This window comes from Acinetobacter sp. YH16053 (assembly GCF_013417035.1).
Classification (GTDB): Bacteria; Pseudomonadota; Gammaproteobacteria; order Pseudomonadales; family Moraxellaceae; genus Acinetobacter; species Acinetobacter towneri.
Genome location: NZ_VPEP01000002.1, coordinates 135,625 through 155,917, shown reverse-complemented (window position 1 = coordinate 155,917; position 20,293 = coordinate 135,625). Strand labels below are relative to the sequence as shown.

The 20,293-nt window shown below is 40.7% G+C and carries 16 protein-coding genes and 8 tRNA genes; 18 read left to right on the top strand and 6 right to left on the bottom strand.

Annotated elements, in window-relative coordinates:
• Positions 1–64 precede the first annotated feature (64 nt).
• The 11 genes from FTV43_RS02515 to FTV43_RS02465 all read left to right on the top strand — a co-directional run bounded on the left by FTV43_RS02515 (position 65) and on the right by FTV43_RS02465 (position 2,786).
• The gene (locus tag FTV43_RS02515) at positions 65–445 is read left to right on the top strand and encodes a YbaN family protein (protein WP_004968265.1); all 381 of its coding nucleotides are present in this window, start codon (positions 65–67) and stop codon (positions 443–445) included.
• A 9-nt stretch (positions 446–454) separates the two neighbouring features.
• On the top strand, positions 455–979 hold the full coding sequence (gene elsL / locus FTV43_RS02510) for a cell wall-recycling L,D-carboxypeptidase ElsL (RefSeq protein ID WP_179994790.1): 525 nt from the start codon (positions 455–457) through the stop codon (positions 977–979).
• Between the two features lie 262 nt (positions 980–1,241).
• A tRNA-Val gene (locus FTV43_RS02505) sits at positions 1,242–1,317 on the top strand.
• A 26-nt stretch (positions 1,318–1,343) separates the two neighbouring features.
• Positions 1,344–1,420: transfer RNA gene (locus FTV43_RS02500), tRNA-Asp, on the top strand.
• A gap of 51 nt (positions 1,421–1,471) precedes the next feature.
• A tRNA-Asp gene (locus FTV43_RS02495) sits at positions 1,472–1,548 on the top strand.
• Positions 1,549–1,568: 20 nt separating this feature from the next.
• Positions 1,569–1,644 (top strand) — tRNA-Val (locus FTV43_RS02490).
• A gap of 14 nt (positions 1,645–1,658) precedes the next feature.
• Positions 1,659–1,735: transfer RNA gene (locus FTV43_RS02485), tRNA-Asp, on the top strand.
• 101 nt (positions 1,736–1,836) lie between these two features.
• Positions 1,837–1,912 (top strand) — tRNA-Val (locus tag FTV43_RS02480).
• 64 nt (positions 1,913–1,976) lie between these two features.
• Positions 1,977–2,053 (top strand) — tRNA-Asp (locus FTV43_RS02475).
• A gap of 101 nt (positions 2,054–2,154) precedes the next feature.
• Positions 2,155–2,230: transfer RNA gene (locus tag FTV43_RS02470), tRNA-Val, on the top strand.
• A gap of 94 nt (positions 2,231–2,324) precedes the next feature.
• A complete protein-coding gene (locus FTV43_RS02465; RefSeq protein WP_004977378.1) occupies positions 2,325–2,786 on the top strand; it encodes a DUF2750 domain-containing protein in 462 nt (153 codons plus the stop codon).
• 25 nt (positions 2,787–2,811) lie between these two features.
• Here FTV43_RS02465 and FTV43_RS02460 read toward each other — a convergent pair whose 3' ends face one another.
• From FTV43_RS02460 to yccS, 4 genes are all read right to left on the bottom strand, one after another.
• The gene (locus FTV43_RS02460; RefSeq protein WP_179994789.1) at positions 2,812–3,630 is read right to left on the bottom strand and encodes a YdcF family protein; all 819 of its coding nucleotides are present in this window, start codon (positions 3,628–3,630) and stop codon (positions 2,812–2,814) included.
• Positions 3,631–3,797: 167 nt separating this feature from the next.
• Positions 3,798–6,416, bottom strand: coding sequence for a sulfite reductase flavoprotein subunit alpha (locus tag FTV43_RS02455; protein ID WP_179994788.1), 2,619 nt, complete (start codon positions 6,414–6,416; stop codon positions 3,798–3,800).
• Between the two features lie 154 nt (positions 6,417–6,570).
• Complete coding sequence (locus tag FTV43_RS02450; protein WP_004977388.1) at positions 6,571–7,131, bottom strand: YcxB family protein; 561 nt, start codon at positions 7,129–7,131, stop codon at positions 6,571–6,573.
• A gap of 147 nt (positions 7,132–7,278) precedes the next feature.
• Positions 7,279–9,453, bottom strand: a complete 2,175-nt coding sequence (gene yccS, locus FTV43_RS02445; RefSeq protein WP_179994787.1) for a YccS family putative transporter — start codon at positions 9,451–9,453, stop codon at positions 7,279–7,281.
• A 144-nt stretch (positions 9,454–9,597) separates the two neighbouring features.
• On the opposite strand from yccS, the gene FTV43_RS02440 reads away from it, so the two are divergent.
• The 3 genes from FTV43_RS02440 (at position 9,598) to gltS (ending at position 14,353) form a co-directional block, all read left to right on the top strand.
• The gene (locus FTV43_RS02440) at positions 9,598–10,833 is read left to right on the top strand and encodes a multidrug effflux MFS transporter (RefSeq protein WP_179994786.1); all 1,236 of its coding nucleotides are present in this window, start codon (positions 9,598–9,600) and stop codon (positions 10,831–10,833) included.
• A 391-nt stretch (positions 10,834–11,224) separates the two neighbouring features.
• On the top strand, positions 11,225–12,496 hold the full coding sequence (locus tag FTV43_RS02435) for a DcaP family trimeric outer membrane transporter (protein WP_179994785.1): 1,272 nt from the start codon (positions 11,225–11,227) through the stop codon (positions 12,494–12,496).
• 615 nt (positions 12,497–13,111) lie between these two features.
• Positions 13,112–14,353, top strand: coding sequence for a sodium/glutamate symporter (gene gltS / locus FTV43_RS02430; RefSeq protein ID WP_131261496.1), 1,242 nt, complete (start codon positions 13,112–13,114; stop codon positions 14,351–14,353).
• Positions 14,354–14,444: 91 nt separating this feature from the next.
• On the opposite strand, the gene chrA is transcribed toward gltS, so the two are convergent.
• A complete protein-coding gene (gene chrA, locus FTV43_RS02425; RefSeq protein ID WP_179994784.1) occupies positions 14,445–15,671 on the bottom strand; it encodes a chromate efflux transporter in 1,227 nt (408 codons plus the stop codon).
• Between the two features lie 270 nt (positions 15,672–15,941).
• Between chrA and FTV43_RS02420 the strand changes: the two genes are divergently transcribed.
• From FTV43_RS02420 to FTV43_RS02410, 3 genes are all read left to right on the top strand, one after another.
• On the top strand, positions 15,942–16,916 hold the full coding sequence (locus FTV43_RS02420) for a patatin-like phospholipase family protein (protein ID WP_179994871.1): 975 nt from the start codon (positions 15,942–15,944) through the stop codon (positions 16,914–16,916).
• Positions 16,917–17,271: 355 nt separating this feature from the next.
• The gene (locus FTV43_RS02415) at positions 17,272–17,442 is read left to right on the top strand and encodes a hypothetical protein (protein WP_165492551.1); all 171 of its coding nucleotides are present in this window, start codon (positions 17,272–17,274) and stop codon (positions 17,440–17,442) included.
• Between the two features lie 357 nt (positions 17,443–17,799).
• Complete coding sequence (locus FTV43_RS02410) at positions 17,800–18,321, top strand: acyl-CoA thioesterase (RefSeq protein ID WP_004977311.1); 522 nt, start codon at positions 17,800–17,802, stop codon at positions 18,319–18,321.
• A gap of 183 nt (positions 18,322–18,504) precedes the next feature.
• Here FTV43_RS02410 and FTV43_RS02405 read toward each other — a convergent pair whose 3' ends face one another.
• Complete coding sequence (locus tag FTV43_RS02405) at positions 18,505–18,717, bottom strand: hypothetical protein (RefSeq protein ID WP_004977309.1); 213 nt, start codon at positions 18,715–18,717, stop codon at positions 18,505–18,507.
• Positions 18,718–19,238: 521 nt separating this feature from the next.
• Between FTV43_RS02405 and FTV43_RS02400 the strand changes: the two genes are divergently transcribed.
• Complete coding sequence (locus FTV43_RS02400) at positions 19,239–20,261, top strand: GTP-binding protein (RefSeq protein ID WP_179994783.1); 1,023 nt, start codon at positions 19,239–19,241, stop codon at positions 20,259–20,261.
• Positions 20,262–20,293: the final 32 nt, after the last annotated feature.

Here is a 20,293-nt window from a genome sequence, read left to right as displayed (position 1 = left end):
AGAATTACAACGGAAAATTAAAAAACGCTTTATACTACCGCAATTCGTAGTTTAGGACAGTGGTATGCAAAGCTTGTTATGGCGAAGTTTAGTGGTGATCTTTGTCATCCTCGGCTTTATTGGTGCATTGTTGCCGGGTATGCCTACTACAGTTTTTTTGATTTTAGCAGCTTGGGCATCGTCACGCGGTTGGCCGCAAATGGACAACTGGTTACTGAATCATCCTAAATATGGCAGTACACTCAGAGATTGGCGCGCCAATGGTACTGTACCGCGTAAAGCCAAATGGTTTGCAACGATCATGATGAGTATTAGTGCCGTGATCATGCTGTTCACAACTGCGCCCGTTGCGGTCAAAATTTTTACCAATACCACCATGTTGGTGGTGTGTATTTGGTTGTGGTTACGTCCTGAACCACAGCCGCCCACGAAAGAAGAAGAATAGGGTAGCGCAATGTCTTTTTTATACACACAAGCAGATATTTTGATTGATTTAGCCGAGCAAACTTTATATTTGCCGAAGCATCAGAAACTCTACGTCATCTCGAGTGGTGTGAATGGCATTGGTGAAACTGAAAATAGTGGTAAAACACCACGTGGCTGGCATGAAGTCGCTTTAAAGTTTGGTGAAAATGAACCTGAAAATGCAGTGTTCATTGCACGTCAACCGACAGGGGAAATTTACAATTTAGATTTAGCTGAACAATTTCCTGAACGAGACTGGATTTTAAGCCGCATTTTATGGCTCAGTGGTTTGCAAGAAGGTTTTAATCAAGGCGTTGGCTGCGATACTTTTCAGCGTTATATTTATATACATGGCACACCAGATACAGAGCCGATGGGAATTCCTGCATCGCATGGCTGTATTCGGATGCGTAACCACGATATTTTAGAATTGTATGAACTGATTCCAGAAAAAGCCTTGGTTTATATTTCTGAACACAAGCTAGATTTAAATAGCTTAGGTTTGCTTGGTTGATGGTGCGAGTCAATTGAATAAAGTTGTATCTATCACAACATAAAAAACCAACATATTGAGCAGATAGATTGCAGAGCTAACAAGTTGAAAAGCACATTAATTTTGCTTGAAAACTAAAATAACTTGCAGAATTTGTTTGTTTTTATAGCGGATCACCTATTTTTTAATCACTCAGTCACAAAAAACTGAAAACAAGCCGAAAAGCGTTTGACAGGCGGTAAAGATTCTCTATAATGCACCTCACAAACGATAAAGACGTTAAGGGCGCTTAGCTCAGTTGGTAGAGCGTCTGCCTTACAAGCAGAATGTCGGCGGTTCGATCCCGTCAGCGCCCACCAAGCCTTTACGTTATAGATTCTTACGTGCAGCGGTAGTTCAGTTGGTTAGAATACCGGCCTGTCACGCCGGGGGTCGCGGGTTCGAGCCCCGTCCGCTGCGCCACTTAAGATTCTTTAACCATTGTTTGTACCACAATAGTGACTTTGTGTAAGTGCAGCGGTAGTTCAGTTGGTTAGAATACCGGCCTGTCACGCCGGGGGTCGCGGGTTCGAGCCCCGTCCGCTGCGCCATTTACATAAATTGCTTTTGAGGGCGCTTAGCTCAGTTGGTAGAGCGTCTGCCTTACAAGCAGAATGTCGGCGGTTCGATCCCGTCAGCGCCCACCAGATTCTTTTGCGATGCAGCGGTAGTTCAGTTGGTTAGAATACCGGCCTGTCACGCCGGGGGTCGCGGGTTCGAGCCCCGTCCGCTGCGCCATTCAAAAGAAAAGTTTAGGTTGCCTGATAGACTTAAACTGAAATAATGCAAAGTTTGACAGTTTTGCAAAATCAGAACAAAATATTGTTTTGATCTTATCAGGGCGCTTAGCTCAGTTGGTAGAGCGTCTGCCTTACAAGCAGAATGTCGGCGGTTCGATCCCGTCAGCGCCCACCATATTTTAGTATTTATGCTTGGCATACATACAAAAAAGACCTTAATTGCTTACGCAATTACCGTTGCAGCGGTAGTTCAGTTGGTTAGAATACCGGCCTGTCACGCCGGGGGTCGCGGGTTCGAGCCCCGTCCGCTGCGCCATTTTTCATTCCCTGATGTGAAAAATGTATTTCAAAGTTCAAGACGACGTTCTTTGCTTGTCTTGCATCATAAAAAATAACGATGTTATTTTTTAATCTTCAGGGCGCTTAGCTCAGTTGGTAGAGCGTCTGCCTTACAAGCAGAATGTCGGCGGTTCGATCCCGTCAGCGCCCACCATATCCTTTCATCCTCATTTATCTTATATTACTTGCGTATTGCAATAAATTCGCCTAAAATTTTTATTTAATAATAATACTAATATCCGTGACTTATGCGAAATCCTTATCAACGTAAAGCTGCATCTAAGCAAGCAACGCAAACTTATAATGCACAAGATATTTACAAGCAATTTATTGAGACCATTGTGTCTCAGGGGCATGTTTTTGCATTGTATGAAGATGGCTGGGCGCTCTGTGCCACGCCTACAGGGCAACGTGCTTTTGCAATGTGGCAAAATAAAAGTCTGGCAAAACTGTTAATTAAAGACAATTGGGCCAATTATCAAGTCGAAGAAATTTCACTGAAAGATTTTATTGAAAAAGTGATTCCATTTTTACGTCAGGAAGCCACCAATATTTCGATGAATCTAAGCCCAGAAGGGCAGAATGTATTGGTTGCCCCTGAAAAGTTATTGCTTGATCTAAAAAATTATTTGTATCAGGTGTATATGCAAAAACCTGAATTTTTTAAAGATATGCAAATTCCTTTACCACGCTCGATACGTTTGAATTAAGCGATCTGCTTGCTAGATTTTATTTTTAATACTCATTCAGCAGCCAACCACTGATATAAGCAAAATACTCGCGTAACCATGCGTTATAGCGGGTATAGAGTGGTGTCGTTGCACTGAGCATGCTGAACTGTGTGTATCCTTGTCGTTTGGCAATGGCTGCTGCACGTGGTGTGTGAAAGTCGCTGGTGACAATTATAATCGGTTGGGTTTTATCTGTGCCTAATGTATGCAGCAAGGGCTGACTGTTTTTCAAATTAAGTGCCGTACTGGTGCTTTGGGTTTCCAAGATAATGTGTGATGCTGCAATTGCATAACGTTGTTGCAAATAATTAGACATCACCTGTGCTTCAGTGAGTTGTTCCGCAAATGCAGGGCCACCACTAACAATGAAATAACTTTGAGGATGCGCTAAGGCATACGCGGCTGCAGTATCCAGTCGTTTGGCGAGCGTGGGCGATGGTTGTCCATTTTCAATGCCACTGCCGAGTACAATCACCACTTTAGCATTGTTGGTTACAGTATTTTGCTGCTGTGTACTGAAATGAATATAAGTAAAAAAGATCAGCAGGCTGATGCACCACAGCCAAAATACGCCCCAACCGAATTTCCACAGCCAATCTAAGCGTGTATGTTGTTTTAAGTAGCTTTGAATCCAAGTATAGAAAATGGCATAACACAGCAGCATCATGCCTATTAAAACAGGTAAAACGGTGCCGAAATGAATTTTCTTTAAGCTGATGAGATAGGCACCATCCAATACTAAAATTAATCCAATTAGGCTACTCAATATTCTTTTAAATAGACTAAATTGTGTTTGTACGTGACTTGCTTGCATGCCTTGCATAATTTTATTGTACTGTGATGCTGTACAAACAGTATAGCCGAAGCTGCTGAAAAATTTTGCCTCAACTGAATTATGTTTCGGCTGAGGCTATGGATAAAACTTGGGTGAATTGCCAAGTTTTAGCTATAGAGCTACAGCGCAAGCCATTTAAAAAGTGTCAACAAATCCTAATACACATCTCGGCGATAACGTCCTTGCTGACGTAATTGTTCCAGTTGAGTCTCACCCAAAATATCTTTTAAGGCTTGGTCGACATCACTGGCCATGCCTTGAATGCTACCGCAGACATAAATCACGGCATTTTGTTCAATCCAGCGTTTTAATTCTTCAGCCTGTTCGCGTAACTTATGGTGTACATAGACTTTTTCGGCTTGATCACGGGAAAAGGCCAAATCAAGGCGTTGTAGCATACCTGTGCTTTGCCAAGCCTCGATGGTGTGCTGATAAAAGTAATCGTGCGCTTGCTGACGTTCACCAAAAAACAACCAGTTTTGGGTGTAATTCAGGCGGGTACGTGCATGCAATAAGCTCATTAATCCTGCAAGCCCTGTACCGTTGCCAATACAAATAATTGGGCGGTCATCATCAATTAAATGGAAAGATGGATTATTGCGAATGCGTAATGCGATATTTTGCCCAAGTGCAGCATGTGCAGTTAACCAACCTGAACCTAAGCCAAGCTCGCCTTGAGCATCGAATTTTTGACGCACCACAAGTCTTAAAACCTGTTGTGAAGGAATACTGGCAATTGAATATTCACGACTAGGCAAGGGTGAAAGTTGTGCCAATAATTCATCCGCAGTTTTAAATGTCTGAATTGGCGCGGTGAGGTCTTTATCTGCCAAAGCCTGTACTAAGGTTTGCTGACCATCAGCAAGAATTGTATTGGCATCGAGTTGATGCTGTTTTAAAAAGGCGTGAATCCGTGCAGTGCTGTTTTCAGGCTGAATTTCTGCAATATCACCTGCAGACCAATGCACATCATGTTGTGCTAACAGTTCAATATTGAAGGCGGGTGCGCCTAAACTGTTGGGATTTAGCAAGTCACGTTGCTGTAAGGTCCATGTATCAAAAGTTTTTTCGATATGCATACTTGGTAAGTCAAGTTGTGTGACCTGTACCAAAGCCTGATTCCAACGCTGTATGTCTGCAGGATTGGCATTATTTACTTCAATGGTATTGAACAAGGCATGTGCTTGATTACGTTGCAGCCATGCAGCAATCGTATGTCCAAAACGGCAGTAATGATCTGCATATTCACGTGAACCTAAAGCCAGTACTGCATAACGCAAATGACTCAGGTCACAGGTTTGCGGTAGGATTTTTTTCACAAAACTTGAGGTCAAATCGGGTGCATCACCTGTGCCATAAGTGCTAGCAATACATAACAGTTGGGTGGTGTTTTTAAGATCTTCAAGGCTGAGATGTTGCAGGGCTTTGACTGTGACAGGCTGATGTGCTTCTTGCAGACTAGTAGCGGTGCGCCATGCCAATTGTTCGGCAGTACCTGTTTGGCTGGCATAGACGATGAGCCAGTGTTCAGCATTTGGGTCAATCTTAAATTGAGTTTGGTTTTGACGTGCAGCAAGAGTCAAACGCTTTTGTTTACGACGTTTTAAATATAGCATCCAGCCTGTGACGAAAAACAGCGGCATCATCAAGGCAGCAAGCATGGCTAAAAATTGATAAACAGGTCCAAAGAAACTACCGCGATGCACAGGCAGCATGCTGCTCATGATTTTTTCATTAAGCTGTTTGTCTGCATATAATTCAAGTTGAGTAATACGCACTTGTTGATAATCAAAAGTAGCGCTATTGCGGGCACGTTCATGTTGTGGAATGACATCGACAAAGTTAATTTCAATTTCACTATTGGCATGTTTAGGCACGTTAAAAGTGATGCTCGAATAATCCTGCCCCAATTGCTGTGGGAAATGCTGCCATGCCTGCGTCAAAGCAAGATTAATTTGTGCCTGATCCAGCGTATTTTGCTTGGCTGGTTTTTCTGTATTTGGGGCACGTTCCACAACTTGTGTCTGCCTTGCTTGATGATGTGTTTGATTATTTTGATTTTCTTTTTTATTGCGTGCCTCTGCTTGTAATTGTGCTTGTGGTCTTTCTACGCCCATGACTTTAAACATGCCATTGCGCCACCAATCATACGACCAATATAGCCCTGTGCATGCCAACACTAGATAGAAAATCACCACCCATGTGCCTACTACGGCATGTAAGTCCCAAATAAAATTACGTCCTTTTAATTGAGGTTTGAGCGCAAACCATTGTTTAAATGAATGGCGTTTCGGCCAGCGTAGGTAAATGCCACTTAACACAAAGAACAACAACATGAGGGTACATGCGGCTGTAATTTGCTTACCAATAGGCCCTACGGTTAAATTGCGGTGTAATTGTTGGATAAATTGAAAAAAATCACGCCCTTTCACTTCAGGTAAAATGTCTGCAGAGTAGGGATTAATCATGATATTTTGACCGCGTCTGGCGCCTTCTTTCGCAATATTGATGCTTGAAGATGCTGCAGGATCTTGGTCAATGGTAATACTGTTAATTTTATAATTTGGTTGGACTTGCTGAAAATGTGTGTAAATTTCTGCAGGAGTAAGTTTGGGTTTCTGCTCAACTTGAACTTGGTAACTGTCTGGATTCAACCATTTTAGAATTTGTTGTTCATAGGAATAAATTGCCCCAGTGACACCCATGAGTGACAAAATAAGCCCTGCTGTAATGCCAAGGAACCAGTGAATTTGGAAAAAAGTTTTTTTTAACATGAGGAATGCGAGTTGAGCACGAATTTTGCAGAAGAATAATCTAGATACAAAGTTAATGCAAATGCTATTTATTCTCATTATCGTTCATTATTTTGATTTTAAGTAAAAAAACCTCCATCGCAGGGGATAGAGGTTTATTTTTAGATCGGGATATTTAGATTTGCTTGGCTTCGCCTGCAGCTTCGGTTAAATGTTTGCGAATGGTGTTGAACGAAAAGTTCTTGCTGTCCATGCGCTTAGGTAGAATATAAGCGCCTTGCTGACCTTTTACTTTGAAGTTCATCAAAATAAATTCAGGGGTGTTGTACCATTCATACACATCTTTCCAGCCGATTGCACCCACGCCTTCTTGAGCGCCCATTTGCTGACGCATTACGATTCCGTGTGGTTGTACGCCTAAACGAATCCCTTTAATTTCTTGAACAGGAAATTCATTCATTTTTCGCTTAACGTACCATTCCAAGCCGTATTTACGCACGAGCAGGTAGAGCACCACACAGACAATGGCAACCCAGCAGAAAATTGTCGAATAATTTTTTAATAGCAGAATGCCTAAAATGGAAAGGGCAACAATCACACCCATAATAATCCATGCTTTCATGCCAATTTTATTGGTACTGCGCCAAATTACCAGTTGTGCGTGACGTTGTTCTTCTTCAGAAACTTCGTAGATCACAGGCTGTAGGGTATAGGCGTATAAACTTTTCGCGGTCATAGTGAAACTAACAAATTTAAAACTATAAAAAGTTTAGCATTAATTGCTGTCATGCAGTGAGTATATTGTCGCAAAATCATGCTAAGGTCGGTGAATACTTGTGCAGCTTAGGGCGAATAAGTAGGCACTGACCGTTTGCAGGATTGTTTATAAAGACGCCAGTTCAGTTGCGTCCTGATCATGTTCGTGGCTTAAACTTTGTTTTAAGCGACTTAATTGTTGCAAGATACTCATCATCAAAGATAATTGCTGCAAAATAATTAATGATTTTTGATCTTCTTCTTTGTTTTGGCTTAAACGCTGACGAATGGTTTGCAACATGTTGTGTGCACTTAAATCTGGCGTTTCATCTTTCAGTAAAGCACCTTGAATATCGTCCATCGCTTGATCGAGCAGTTGCAAGACTTCCTGATCGTCAATTTTGTCACGATGCGCACCAAGTGCAGCAATATAGCTAATAAAGGTGTGATTTAGACACAAGAACTCAAAGGCTTGAGCTTTTTGATTGGGGTCAAAATCAGGTTCGGTGGCGAGTGTTGAAATCAGTGAAGCAACTTCTGCATCGGTATTATGAGCAGCACGGCGCACGACACGATAATTCAAACCGTTGTTGCGTCCATTTTTATATTGTTCAATCACTTCTGCCAAATAGCCACATTGCGCGGTGAGTGAGCGGCGAATCGTGCGTGATAAACGACGGAATTTCCAATCGGGGAAGATAAAACTCACGCCAAACCATGCTAGCGCACAACCAATTAAGGTATCGACCATACGTGGCACAGCTGCGGCATAGCCTAAACCCTCTAGGTTAAAATTCATCAGCGCCAAAATGGTCATAAAGGCAGTGGCTTGTGCATATTGTTTACTGCGCAATTCAAAGAACAACATGCCACTAATCACTAAAACCAGTAATTGCCCTTCAACGGACGGTACAAAATATAAAATGGTGTAGCCGACTACAATCCCTGCTAACGTCCCAATAATACGCAAACGTAAACGCCGTTTGGTGGTGTTAAAGTTAGGCTGCATCACAAACAGGGCGGTCAGTAAAATCCAGTAGCCATATTGAATGTTGGTGACTTGCACAAAAATATAGCCAATCAACAGCACAATCGACAAACGAATGGCGTGGCGGAACAAAACCGATTCGGGGGTTAAATGCTGCTTAATCCGAATGACAATATCATCCCAACTTTTTAAGTCATCATCTTTCAGTTGCTGTTCAATATGTTTGGATTTATCCAGTTTAATATTACGTTCGGTTTCAAGATTACGCAGTTGAGCGTCAATTGATTTTAGGTTTTGATATAAGGCAAACAGTGCATTAATCCAAACCTGGTCATATTGCTGTTCACTGCGCAGCTTTTCTAAAGACTGTTTAAGATTCTCAAAAGCATGTTTAAAACGCTTGTTATGCACATAAGGTTTACGATGCAGAATACTTTCACTTAAATCTTTACAGGCTTTACCTTGAATAGACAAAATGCGCTGGAAGCGAAATAAAATATCGCTGTGCTGAAATATTTTCGCCAGTTTTTGATAATCAATATGTGCAGAGTCGGCACGTTCATGAATGTCTTGTGCGACAAAATAATACTGTAAGCTGCGTCGGGTATCTTTTTGCCCACGGTCGCCTTTTAAACGGGTCAGCAAAGCAGTTTTTAGATCGTTAAAAATTCCAATTAATTTACCATTTTCGAGCGATAGGTCGATGATGCTTTGCTGATAACTCGCTGCTGTCATATCGACATCAAATAAATTGGATTTGGCAAATAAAAAGTCGCCTAAAGATGCATAGCTATGCGACAGTTTGTCTTGTACTGCACGCACGGGGAACAGCAAAAAGCTAATGGTTGAAATTAAACCATACCAAATAGCACCAGCAACCAAGAGCAGTGGTTGCATATACCATTCTTCAAATAAATCTACCCCAAGCATGGAATAGACCGACACCACTAAACAGCCATAAGAAATAGTGGCGTAGCGTCGACCGAGTGAACCCAGCAGAATTAAAACAATGCAGGAAAGAATTAAACCTGTGGCAAATAAAACCGGATGTGGAAATAAAAACTGAATAGAGGTGGCGGTAATAAAAAAGCCAATATAGGTATATAGCTGATTGACAATCCGCACTGAAAAGCGGTCATCAATATCACTTAAGCCTGCTGCCACAACACCTAGCGTGAGTGGAATTGTGGCCAGTTGCATGCCCATAAAATAGGGGACAAATGCCGTTCCCGCAAATGCAATGAGCATGCGGATGTTATACATAAACGTGGTGTTATAAGTCGCTTGTTTCAGCCGTGTCAGCCAAGATTTCAACTGTATTCCTTTAAGCAAATGCTCTGTTTAGACTGAGGTTTTATGGGAGTCAGGTAAATTATGTGAAAATTCATCTTTGATGCCAACAAATCATACTATGGAGCGTGTAAGCTTGTCTGCAAGTATGCCATTTCATCATCAAATATGACCATAGCAAAAACGATACCAAGTTCTAACGGTACGCCACAACCATCTTCACAGCAATATTCAACAGCATGGATCTTGTTGCTCGCGTTATTGACCTCACTTGGGCCATTATCGATTGATATGTATTTGCCCGCTTTGCCTGTCATGGCAAATGCGTTTGGTGTACCTACCCAAATGGTGGCCAATAGTTTGCCTGCCTATTTTTTAGGTTTGGCATTGGGGCAATTAATTTATGGCCCACTCAGTGACCGTATAGGACGTAAACCACCATTGTATTTTGGCTTGGCGCTGTTTTCTGTTGCTAGTGTATTGTGCGTTTTTGCTCAAAATGAATGGAGTTTAATTGCGTCACGTATTTTACAGGCACTTGGCGGTTGTGTGGGGGTGGTGATCGCCCGGGCTGCAATTCGTGATCGTTTGGATTTACAAACTTCAGCACAGGCCTTTTCAAGCATGATGATTGTGATGACCATTGCCCCGATTATTGCGCCAACTTTAGGGGCGTGGGTTTTGCAATGGATGAATTGGCAAGCCATTTTTGCGGTGCTGGCCTGTGTGGGCATGATTTGTTTGATATGCGTGCATTTCTTTTTTCAGGAAACTTTAGCTAAGCAGCACCGTTTAGACCTGAATTTTCAGCAGGTGCTGACTTTATATGGCTCTATTCTAAAAGATTCAAATTTCCGTATGCCGATGTTGGCAGGCTGCTTAACTGGTGGTGCTTTATTTTGTTATATCAGCGGTTCGAGTACAGTCATGATGGATCAATATGGCTTGAGTGAAACAGCTTTTGCTTATGTGTTTGGTGCCAATGCGATTGGTATTATGCTGTTTTCGACCCTGAATAAAAAAATCAGTGGCAAATTGGGTGTGTTACAACGCTTAAAATTGGGCAGCATGATTCAACTGAGTGGTGCGGTCATTCTACTGCTTGCAGGTAGTTTGGGGTATGCACCTTTGGCATTGGTGATGATCGGTTTATTTCTTGCCGTGTCTGGGATTGGTTTTACAGGCCCGAATGCCATGGCACTAGCTATGGCAAAACAAGGCGCACGTGCAGGAACAGCCAGTGCGGTCATGGGTAGTGTGCAATTCTTTTGTGGCTTGATTGGTGGGGTGTTACTCAATTTTTTAACAGGTAGTGCTTTGCTGAATATGGCTGTATTAATGCTGCTATTTATTGGGTCTGGAATGTTCGCCGTTTTTCATATTTTACAACCGCAACCAGACTGAGTTGAGGTCAATACTTTTTCAAATGGTGATTTTTTTCGCAAAAATCGGGCTTTTAGACAGAACTGAAATATATACAATAGTCTAATGGTGGTGTAAATACTTGAATAATCAACCTATTTAAAGTATTGAATTTTATATGGTTTAATTGTTTAAATCTGTAATTATGATTAATTGTGATTTCTTATTCGGGAAAACTGATTTTAATAAACGTCATAACTTGATAGATTGAAGCCTGTAATAAATGACACAATTTGAAATATTTGAGTGTCTTGGACTATTTGGCAAAAGTGTTTTGATTTTTAAGCCATTTTTATAATTCGATGTGAAATCGATAGATGACGAACAAAATCATCATGCACGGATGCAGCGTTGTTTTATTTTGGAGAGATAAATGAGTCAATTACTCAACGGTCAATTTATGATCAAAGGTTTAGCTATTGCTGTTACAACATTAATGGTAGGTACTGCACACGCAGCAAAAACTGAGCAACAACAAATTCAAGAACTTCGTCAAGAAGTTGAAGCGTTAAAATCGTTAATTCAGCAACAACAGCAAGTACAACAACAGCAGCAAACTCAAATTGCCCAAGTACAACAGGCGAAGCCTGCTGCACCTGTAAGTGCATTAAGCAGTTTAAAGTCTAAATCTGGTGCAGATGTTTCTATTTATGGTTCGATCCGTGGTGATGCAAACTATATTATTGATGGTGCGGATGATGACTTTAACGCTACTCATAAAACTGGTACAACTAATGTACAAGACAAATTACGTGCTACCGCAAAAGTCACCCGCTTAGGTTTAGACTTTAATACACCTGTTGGTGACAACAAAGTAGGCGGTAAAGTTGAGGTTGACTTTGCAAGCGGATCTGACAACTTGCGTATCCGTCATGCTTATTTAACTTTAAACAACTGGTTATTCGGTCAAACCACATCGAACTTCTTGTCAAATCATGCACCAGAAATGATTGACTTTGCAACGAATATTGGTGGTGGTACAACGCGTGTCCCGCAAGTTCGTTATAGCCAAAAATTAGCGCCTGCAACACAATTATTTGTTTCTGCTGAAGAAGGCAATAGCTCAGCTGGTACAGTCTCAACAAGTACACCAGTAACTTATCGTGCCCCGGTGTTAACTGCTAAAGTGACTCAAGGTTTTGCTGATGGTAAAGGTTTAGCTTCTGCACGTGCATTGGTTGAACATTACAAATCAGAAGCAGCAAATGATGATAAAACTGGTTGGGGTGCTGCTGTAGGTACGAATTATCAAGTTGCAGAACCTTTAAAAGTATCTGCAGACGTATCTTATGTAAAAGGTAACAGCAATTACTTATATGGTAATAACTCAGCATTTGTAGTTGATGGTAATAGCATTGAGCAAAATGAAACGATTGGTGTACAAGTGGGCGCAACTTATAAGTTCTCACCACAACTACGTTCAACTCTAGCTTATGGTGCACTATTTGCAGATGATGGTACAGACTATGCACGTTTAAACACTGGTGCTAACGAGAAAGTACAACAAGCATGGATCAACTTTATCTATTCACCTGTAAAACCAGTTGATTTAGGTATCGAGTATCTAAATGGTGAACGTGAAACATTTGCTGGTGAAAAATTCAGTGATGACCGTGTAGGCTTTATGGCGCGCTATAGCTTCTAAGTCACTCCTTTTGAGCACAATCCAAAACAGAGCTTAATTTTAAGCTCTGTTTTTTTATGATTTAAATTTATGAAATTAATTCAATAACTTAAATTTTATCCACTTTTATAAAATGCTTTAACTTTCACTTATAGCTGAAAACAATCATTAAAATTTATAGAAAAAAACGCAGAAAATAGCAGCTTTTTGTCAAAAAAAATGCATAATGATCGACCTTTAATCTTGCTGTTTTTTGTCAAGTGGTTGAATATCTTTATCGGAAGGTATTTATCCACCTCAGATATTTTGGAGCTTATATGAGATTACCTCTCAGTGTTAAGCCGATTCAGTTGTTTGCACTCGAAGTCACCCCGAAAGTGAAAATGCTGTCTTTTGTCTTTCTCTTCTTCTGTTCTAGGCAAACGCAGATGATAACGCTTGAGTGAAACCAAAGGATGGGTTGGCTGAGCGAAATGCATACCTCTTAAACTTCGGTCAAATACGATACTGTTTACATACTTTGTATTGCGGCATTTTTTAGTTGATTTAGAGTCATAGTGATGCAAATGCTTTGGTTTGCATAGACAGCTCTTCATCGTATTAAAAACAATCTGCAATCACTATATGGATATTGCCATGGAATTTACTTTTAATGCGTTTTATACGCTGATTGCTGCGGTCATCGTCCTGCTCTTAGGGCGACTTTTAGTCAATAAAATTGATTTTTTAAAACGCTATAATATTCCTGAACCTGTTGCAGGTGGTTTGGTTGCCGCTATTGTTTCATTGTTGGTGAATCAATTTTGGGGTTATAGCATTACCACCAGTAGCGCATTGCAAACTAGCTTTATGCTTATTTTCTTCGCCTCGATTGGTTTAAGCGCGAACTTCACAAAATTGCGTCAGGGCGGAATCGGTTTAATTATTTTCTTGATTGCAATTTCCACATTTATTGTGTTGCAAAACATTGTCGGCATTAGTCTTGCAACATTGTTAGGTATTGATCCACTAATTGGTTTAATTGCAGGATCGATTACTTTAACTGGCGGTCATGGTACAGCAGGTGCGTGGGGTGAAATTTTAGAAACCCAATATGGTATTCAAGGTGCTTTGGCACTGGGCATGGCAAGTGCGACCTTTGGTTTAATTATTGGTGGTTTAATTGGTGGTCCACTGGCTAAAACTTTAATCAACCGTCATCAATTGGCTGTACCACGTACCGACGAACAAATTGAAAAACGCGATAATACGCCTGCGGATCAAGATTCCAATGAGTTTATTCCATTTGAATATCCGCATCAGGTTCGTTTAATTACAGCAGATAACGCAATTACTACTTTGGGTTTATTTGCTGGATGTTTGGCATTTGCCGAATTTATGACAGGCGCTGCCAAAGGCACGATGTTTGAATTACCAACTTTCGTTTGGGCATTGGCGGGCGGTGTGGTTCTGCGTAATGTCTTAGAAAGTATTTTTAAAGTTAATATTTTTGACCGTGCGATTGATGTGTTTGGGAATGCATCTTTATCGTTATATTTGGCGATGGCGTTGTTGTCACTCAAACTATGGCAATTGGCCGATTTGGCAGGTCCGTTGATGGTGATTTTAGGTGCGCAAGCACTCACAATGGCGTTATATGCAGCTTTTGTGACCTTCCGTCTTATGGGGAAAAACTACGATGCAGCCGTGTTGGCAGCAGGACACTGTGGTTTTGGGATGGGGGCAACGCCAACAGCAGTCGCCAATATGCAGGCCATTACCAATATGTATGGTCCATCTTATAAAGCGTTCTTGATTGTGCCGCTGTGTGGTGCATTCTTTGTCGATTTAATTAACGTTGCGGTGATTCAATCTATTCTAAAATTCTTTGGTGGCTAAGCTCCAAAGCATTCAGGCTTGATTCAGTCATCCACAAAAAATGCCAGTTCAATTGAACTGGCATTTTTATTTGATCTGTAGCATTTTTCATTTAAGCCATGAAATGCAAGAATGCTGTATAGACCAGGAAACTATTAATTAGACTGAGCCAAACAGGTAGTTTGGATTTTAATAATCCAATCACCAAAACAATAAACAGCAGATCAGCAATACTCAAAATATGACGCTGTGCCATTTCGAGCACCATATACAGCAGCAAACCGACTACCGCTGCATTAATCCCTGTAACCGCATGACGAATATAGGCTTGCTGCATCAACCAAGACCAATAAGGCAAGGTGGCAAATACCAAAAAGAAAGATGGTATAAAAATCGCCAACGTGGCTAAAGTCGCATTCAGCAGCATAGATTCTGTCATTGGAATCAAACTGCCCAAATATGTTGCAAAGCTGAACAGTGGACCAGGTACCAATTGCGCCATGGCATAACCCAAATCGAACTGTTCTGCACTGACTAAGCCTGTGCTAACAAAATCTTGATGCAATAAAGGCAAAATGACATGCCCACCGCCAAAGACCAAAGATGCGGCTTGATAGAAACTTAAATTAGCTGCATAGAGTAAATGAGGTTGTAGCCAGTTTAGACCTGACAGCACAATAAAGGGTGCAACAAATAGTACCGCCCAAAATACAGCATAACGACGATGTTTGAGTAAATGTGCCGCAGTAAAATGCGTATCTGTCGCCCGTGTATTGGTGGATGATGGTGCAGCAGTCGATGCTGCGCGTTTCGCCATCCAAATGCCAAAACAAGCTGCAATCAGAATCACTAAAACTTGATTGAAGCTCAAGGGCATCAGATAAATAAATAGGGCAGAAGCAAACATTAAGGCATATTGCCAAACCGTTTTACAAAAACTACGCAACATTTGCCAAAATGCCCAAGCCACCACGGCCAATACGATCAGTTGAATACTGTGAAAGCTATTTGACGACAGTACATCTAAATATTGATGTCCCAAAACTGCAACCAATGCCATAAACAATGCGGAAGGCATGGTAAAACCCAACCACGCTAGGACTGCACCCCAATAGCCTTTTTGCAAATAACCAATCGCTAAACCCACCTGACTACTAGTTGGGCCAGGTAAGAGTTGTGCAAGTGCGACAATTTGTGAATACTGGGATTCATCTAGCCATTTGAGTTGATGCACAAAACGCTGATGGAAAAATACCAAATGCGCTGCAGGCCCGCCAAAAGACAGACAGCCTAATTGCAGAAAAATCCAGAATAATAAGGAATAAGAAGGTGGTTGCATATTATGTTAGATAGATTCAAATTGTGCGCCACTGTAGTCGCTAGACGTGACAGTTTAACGAATTACTACAAGGATCGGTTAAAATAATAGATAGACTATGGGCGCTCATGCAAGGTAAAAACAGAGAGCATAACTGTTGACGTTAAGAGGGTTGCTGTATCAAGTAGGCTGATCAACCTTGACACGATTGATGGTGAAATATCGACTGAAACCTATGGATTCAAGAAGGTCATTATGAAAATTGGGTATGTATCTCTTACAGCATTACTGATGGTGGGATGTCAGGTGGTGCCATCACAGCAGCAATTTTCGACTCAAACTTTGCGTGAGTCGCAGCCCGTGGTTGAAGCAGAGTCACGCCTGAATCAAATTGATTTTCGTCAGTTAAAACAACAAAAAAAAGGTCCAGTTGTCGCCTTGGTTTTGGGCAGTGGTGGCGCACGTGGTTATGCACATATTGGGGTGATTGAAGTACTTGAGCAGTACGGTATTCATCCTGATTTTATTGTGGGCAGCAGCGCAGGCAGCATTGTCGGTTCAATTTATGCCAGTGGTAAAAATGCACAGCAATTACGTGAAATTGCCATGAATATGAAAGCCAATGATGTGCGGGATGTGACTTTAGATTTAAAAGGCTTTTTTGATGGTAAAAAAGTTGAAAATTATGTCAATGCACAAGTCGATCAACTCCGTTTGGAGCAATTTAAAATCCCGATGTACGTGGTGGCGACTGAATTAAAAGAAGGCAAAAAAGTTGTATTTAATTATGGCAATACGGGTCAAGCGGTGCGTGCGTCAGTGTCTATCCCAAGTATGTTTGTACCTACTAAAATTGCAGAACATGAATATGTCGATGGTGGTTTAGTGAGCCCTGTACCTGTCAAGGTTGCACGCGATTTAGGGGCAGATATTGTGATTGCCGTGAATATTTTGGCGCAGCCTATTCATACTGAAACCAGTAATGTGTGGGGATTGTTTAACCAAAATATTAATATTATGCAAAAGCATTTGGCCAATGAAGAATTGAAACTGGCAGATGTGGTCATTCAACCCGATTTACGTGAAAAAGCCCATATTTTTGATGTAAAAGGGCGCGAAGCGACTATGCTGGCAGGTGCAGAAGCAACCGCAGCGCAATTAAATAAAATTGATCAGGTCTATCAACAGCATCATTATGCGCATGGGCATAGAATTGTAGACTATAAAGTGAGTAATACTTTTGGGCTTTATGGACAGTTTAAATAGCTGTCCAGATCCTTCATTTAGGTCAATTCAATGAAATCAACAGATTTAACTTAAGTCTAATTAGGTGCTTGATAAAAATAACTTTAATGTTAGATTGCTTAGATTTATTCTTTGTAAGTATTTGATATTATAGTTTAAAAATAAAGATACCCTAAAGATATCTAAATACTGAGATGAGGTATTTAGACTTAAAATCAATTTTTTAGCGTGTTCTTTCGCACTGTTTCCATTTATTCTATGCAGCATTTACTGAATTAGTTTTTTAAGCAGTTTACCAATTGAACATGCTTCCAAGACGGCCTAACTTTTGTGCTTCAGGACTTTAAAACTTTATAAAAAATCGAGGGGATACTTCATGCACGGCTTTGAAATTGGACAGCAGGTGAAACTTGCTACTATGGAGCAAGTTATTTTTACAGTGACGATGATTAATCCAGATGGTTCTTATGTGATTGAAGCTGCACTGAGTACTGAACAAACTTTGACTTATAGCAATGTGTCGCAGGAAATGCTGCGCTTGGCTTAAATGTCGCAGCGAAGTTTGAAAATTTACGGGGAAATTGAACTTTTTTTGTGTAAATTCGCCGAAATTTGCTTGAATAATCCATTGAATAAAAGATTTTAGATTGTTTTTTGAACACTTGAATCAGGGGGATTCACGTAATATTCAATTTGAACAAATATTCTAAAAAATCAGAAATGGATTAAAAAATAACAGCTTGGGAGTCTTAGTCTTTAGTCTTATAATTTTAAATAAATGTTATCATAAACAATATAAATAATAATGATGCACTTGTTGCCGAAATGAACATTCAAACTTTTATAAACACGATATAATAATAGGCTCATATCTTACTGTCTTTAAAAGAGTCTAGAGAACGCAATGTCACCATTAGATCAAATTGCCCCAGTGTTAGATGACCAGTCAGAATTAACCATGACCGTGTTAATGACACCCGACATGGCAAATTTCTCAGGGAATGTACATGGTGGAACAATTTTAAAACTATTAGACCAAGTGGCGTATGCATGTGCAAGCCGCTATTCGGGTAGTTATGTGGTGACCCTTTCGGTTGATAAAGTGAACTTTAAAGAGCCGATTCATGTGGGTGAATTGGTGACTTTCCTTGCTAGTGTGAACCATGTCGGTCGTACTTCAATGGAAATTGGGATTCGTGTAGAAGCACAAAATATTCAAAAGCGTACAGTGCGCCATACCAACAGCTGTTACTTCACTATGGTTGCTGTCGATGAAAATGGTAAACCAAAACAAATCCCTGCGTTGAAATTAGACAATGACTGGAAGCGTTGCCGTTTTGAAGCAGCAGAGCAGCGTAAAGTAGCACGTTTGCAAGAAAATCATCATCCATCTTGCAGCATTTATAAGAAAACTGAACAAAACTAAATTTTCATCAAATTTAGCTGAAAACCTGTTTGCAATTGTAGACAGGTTTTTTGTGCCTATTTTTTAATTTTGTCCAAGGCAATATTGATTGGCTTTGTAGATAAACAAAAACTGAGTAAACCGAGAGAGTGGCGGAAAACTCAGTTTTTGTATTCGATTTACATTTTTAAATGTATCTAAGTTTTAAGGCTGTTGCGTCGATGCAGCAGGGGTTTCAGTGCTTGCTTCAGATGCAGGTTGTGCAGCAGCTTGTTCTGAAGCTGGTTCAGCCACAGTTTCCTGCGTTGAAACAACTACTTTTTCCTGTTCTGTTGCTGTCGATTCAGCCTTTGCAGCAAAAGTAGTTGCAGTGGCAAAAGCAAAAGTTGAAGCGAGTAAAATTTGTGTCAATTTCATGGTTTGGCATCCTTATTTAAAGTTTTTCATGAGTAGTAGGGAGTGCTCAGCACAAGCATTAAGTAAAAAAACTTATTGCGGCTAAAGTGTTCAAGTCAGTCATCACCTGATTTGAACGGGCTGAACAGGAACTCATGCTAAAGAGCCAAAGCTATGGGATCAATGCTTGCAACAAAGCAAAACAATGACGGTTACTTGAACCGCACAATGATGATGAATAGGTCGTAGTTTGGTAATTTTTGTTTTAAATATGAAGTCAAATCCAATCAAAATGGCTGTGTTTTCCGCAATAAAATTGCGTGGTTGGCAATAAAACATAACATCAAGCGGCTAAAACTCGTGTATTTCCCCAAATAAGTTGCAGATCATCACGTAATAAATGTAAGCGAATTTTTCAAATCATGATGGTGATAGATGTGCTGAAATGAATAAATTTCAGTGTGTTTAGATTCAGATTGAACTAATCGCTAAACTTGCTTAGCATGCTTGAGTTGTTTGAAATTCAATAAAGTGAGCTTATTTTGAAATTAATTGCACCACAAAAAGCAGTCCCGACGCATATTATTTCTGGTTTTCTCGGTGCAGGAAAAACCACCTTATTGAAACAGTTACTCAGCCAAAAACCAGAACATGAAGTTTGGGCGGTGCTGATGAATGAATTTGGACAAATCGGGGTCGATCAACAACTCTTACCTCAGCAACAGGGTTATCAAGTCAAAGAATTATTGGGCGGTTGCTTATGTTGTAGCAGCCAATTGCCTATGCAAATTACTTTGTCGCGTTTATTGTCCGAAGCGAAGCCTGACCGTTTATTCATCGAGCCGACAGGTTTGGGGCATCCTGCGCAACTCTTGGAACAACTGACCGAACCACATTGGCATACGCATTTATCGATGCGCGCCTTGGTGACGGTAGTAGATGGTTCGCGTTTGCATGATCAGGCGTGGACGCAGCAAAACCTGTATGCCGATCAGCTCAAAGCTGCACAAATTATTGTGGTGTCACATGCAGACCAAATGCAGGCGGCAGATGAGCAAACCCTCATACAACTACAACAGGAATATCAAGCCTACGCGCAAAAATGGTTGAAAGCAGAACAGGGTCATCTGGCTTTGACCGAAATGGATATACCGTATGTCGGTACACAGCGTAAAATTCAGCCGTTGCTAAAATTGCAACAGAAGGTCAGCTCTACAAATCTGCAAGAGTCTGCAGAAATCAAACAATTGCCATATCACTATGTCGAAACTGCACAAGGATATGCAGTCGCAGGTTGGAAATTGCCTAAACGTTGGCAATTCGACTTTTATCCCTTATTAGATTTACTCTGTGAACAGCAAGATTGGCTGCGTATTAAAGGAATTTTTTATACCAATCAGGGTTGGAAAAGTTTCAACTTCAATCCGCAGCAATTTAATTATCAATCTACCGATGAAGGCATAGACAATCGGTTGGAAATTATTTATCAAAGCGAGCGTGATTGGGAAAAATTTGAGGCTGAACTATTGGCGTATCGGGTCGATGCTGCTGCGGTTCTAGACTGAAATCTATACGTTATCGGGCAAACGATACAGCA

Coding starts and splice junctions, on each gene's coding strand:
- FTV43_RS02515 (WP_004968265.1), top strand. CDS start 65: ATGCAAAGCTTGTTATGGCGAAGTTTAGTGGTGATCTTTGTCATCCTC.
- elsL (WP_179994790.1), top strand. CDS start 455: ATGTCTTTTTTATACACACAAGCAGATATTTTGATTGATTTAGCCGAG.
- FTV43_RS02465 (WP_004977378.1), top strand. CDS start 2,325: ATGCGAAATCCTTATCAACGTAAAGCTGCATCTAAGCAAGCAACGCAA.
- FTV43_RS02460 (WP_179994789.1), bottom strand. CDS start 3,630: ATGCAAGGCATGCAAGCAAGTCACGTACAAACACAATTTAGTCTATTT.
- FTV43_RS02455 (WP_179994788.1), bottom strand. CDS start 6,416: ATGTTAAAAAAAACTTTTTTCCAAATTCACTGGTTCCTTGGCATTACA.
- FTV43_RS02450 (WP_004977388.1), bottom strand. CDS start 7,131: ATGACCGCGAAAAGTTTATACGCCTATACCCTACAGCCTGTGATCTAC.
- FTV43_RS02440 (WP_179994786.1), top strand. CDS start 9,598: ATGACCATAGCAAAAACGATACCAAGTTCTAACGGTACGCCACAACCA.
- FTV43_RS02435 (WP_179994785.1), top strand. CDS start 11,225: ATGAGTCAATTACTCAACGGTCAATTTATGATCAAAGGTTTAGCTATT.
- gltS (WP_131261496.1), top strand. CDS start 13,112: ATGGAATTTACTTTTAATGCGTTTTATACGCTGATTGCTGCGGTCATC.
- chrA (WP_179994784.1), bottom strand. CDS start 15,671: ATGCAACCACCTTCTTATTCCTTATTATTCTGGATTTTTCTGCAATTA.
- FTV43_RS02420 (WP_179994871.1), top strand. CDS start 15,942: ATGGTGGGATGTCAGGTGGTGCCATCACAGCAGCAATTTTCGACTCAA.
- FTV43_RS02415 (WP_165492551.1), top strand. CDS start 17,272: ATGCACGGCTTTGAAATTGGACAGCAGGTGAAACTTGCTACTATGGAG.
- FTV43_RS02410 (WP_004977311.1), top strand. CDS start 17,800: ATGTCACCATTAGATCAAATTGCCCCAGTGTTAGATGACCAGTCAGAA.
- FTV43_RS02405 (WP_004977309.1), bottom strand. CDS start 18,717: ATGAAATTGACACAAATTTTACTCGCTTCAACTTTTGCTTTTGCCACT.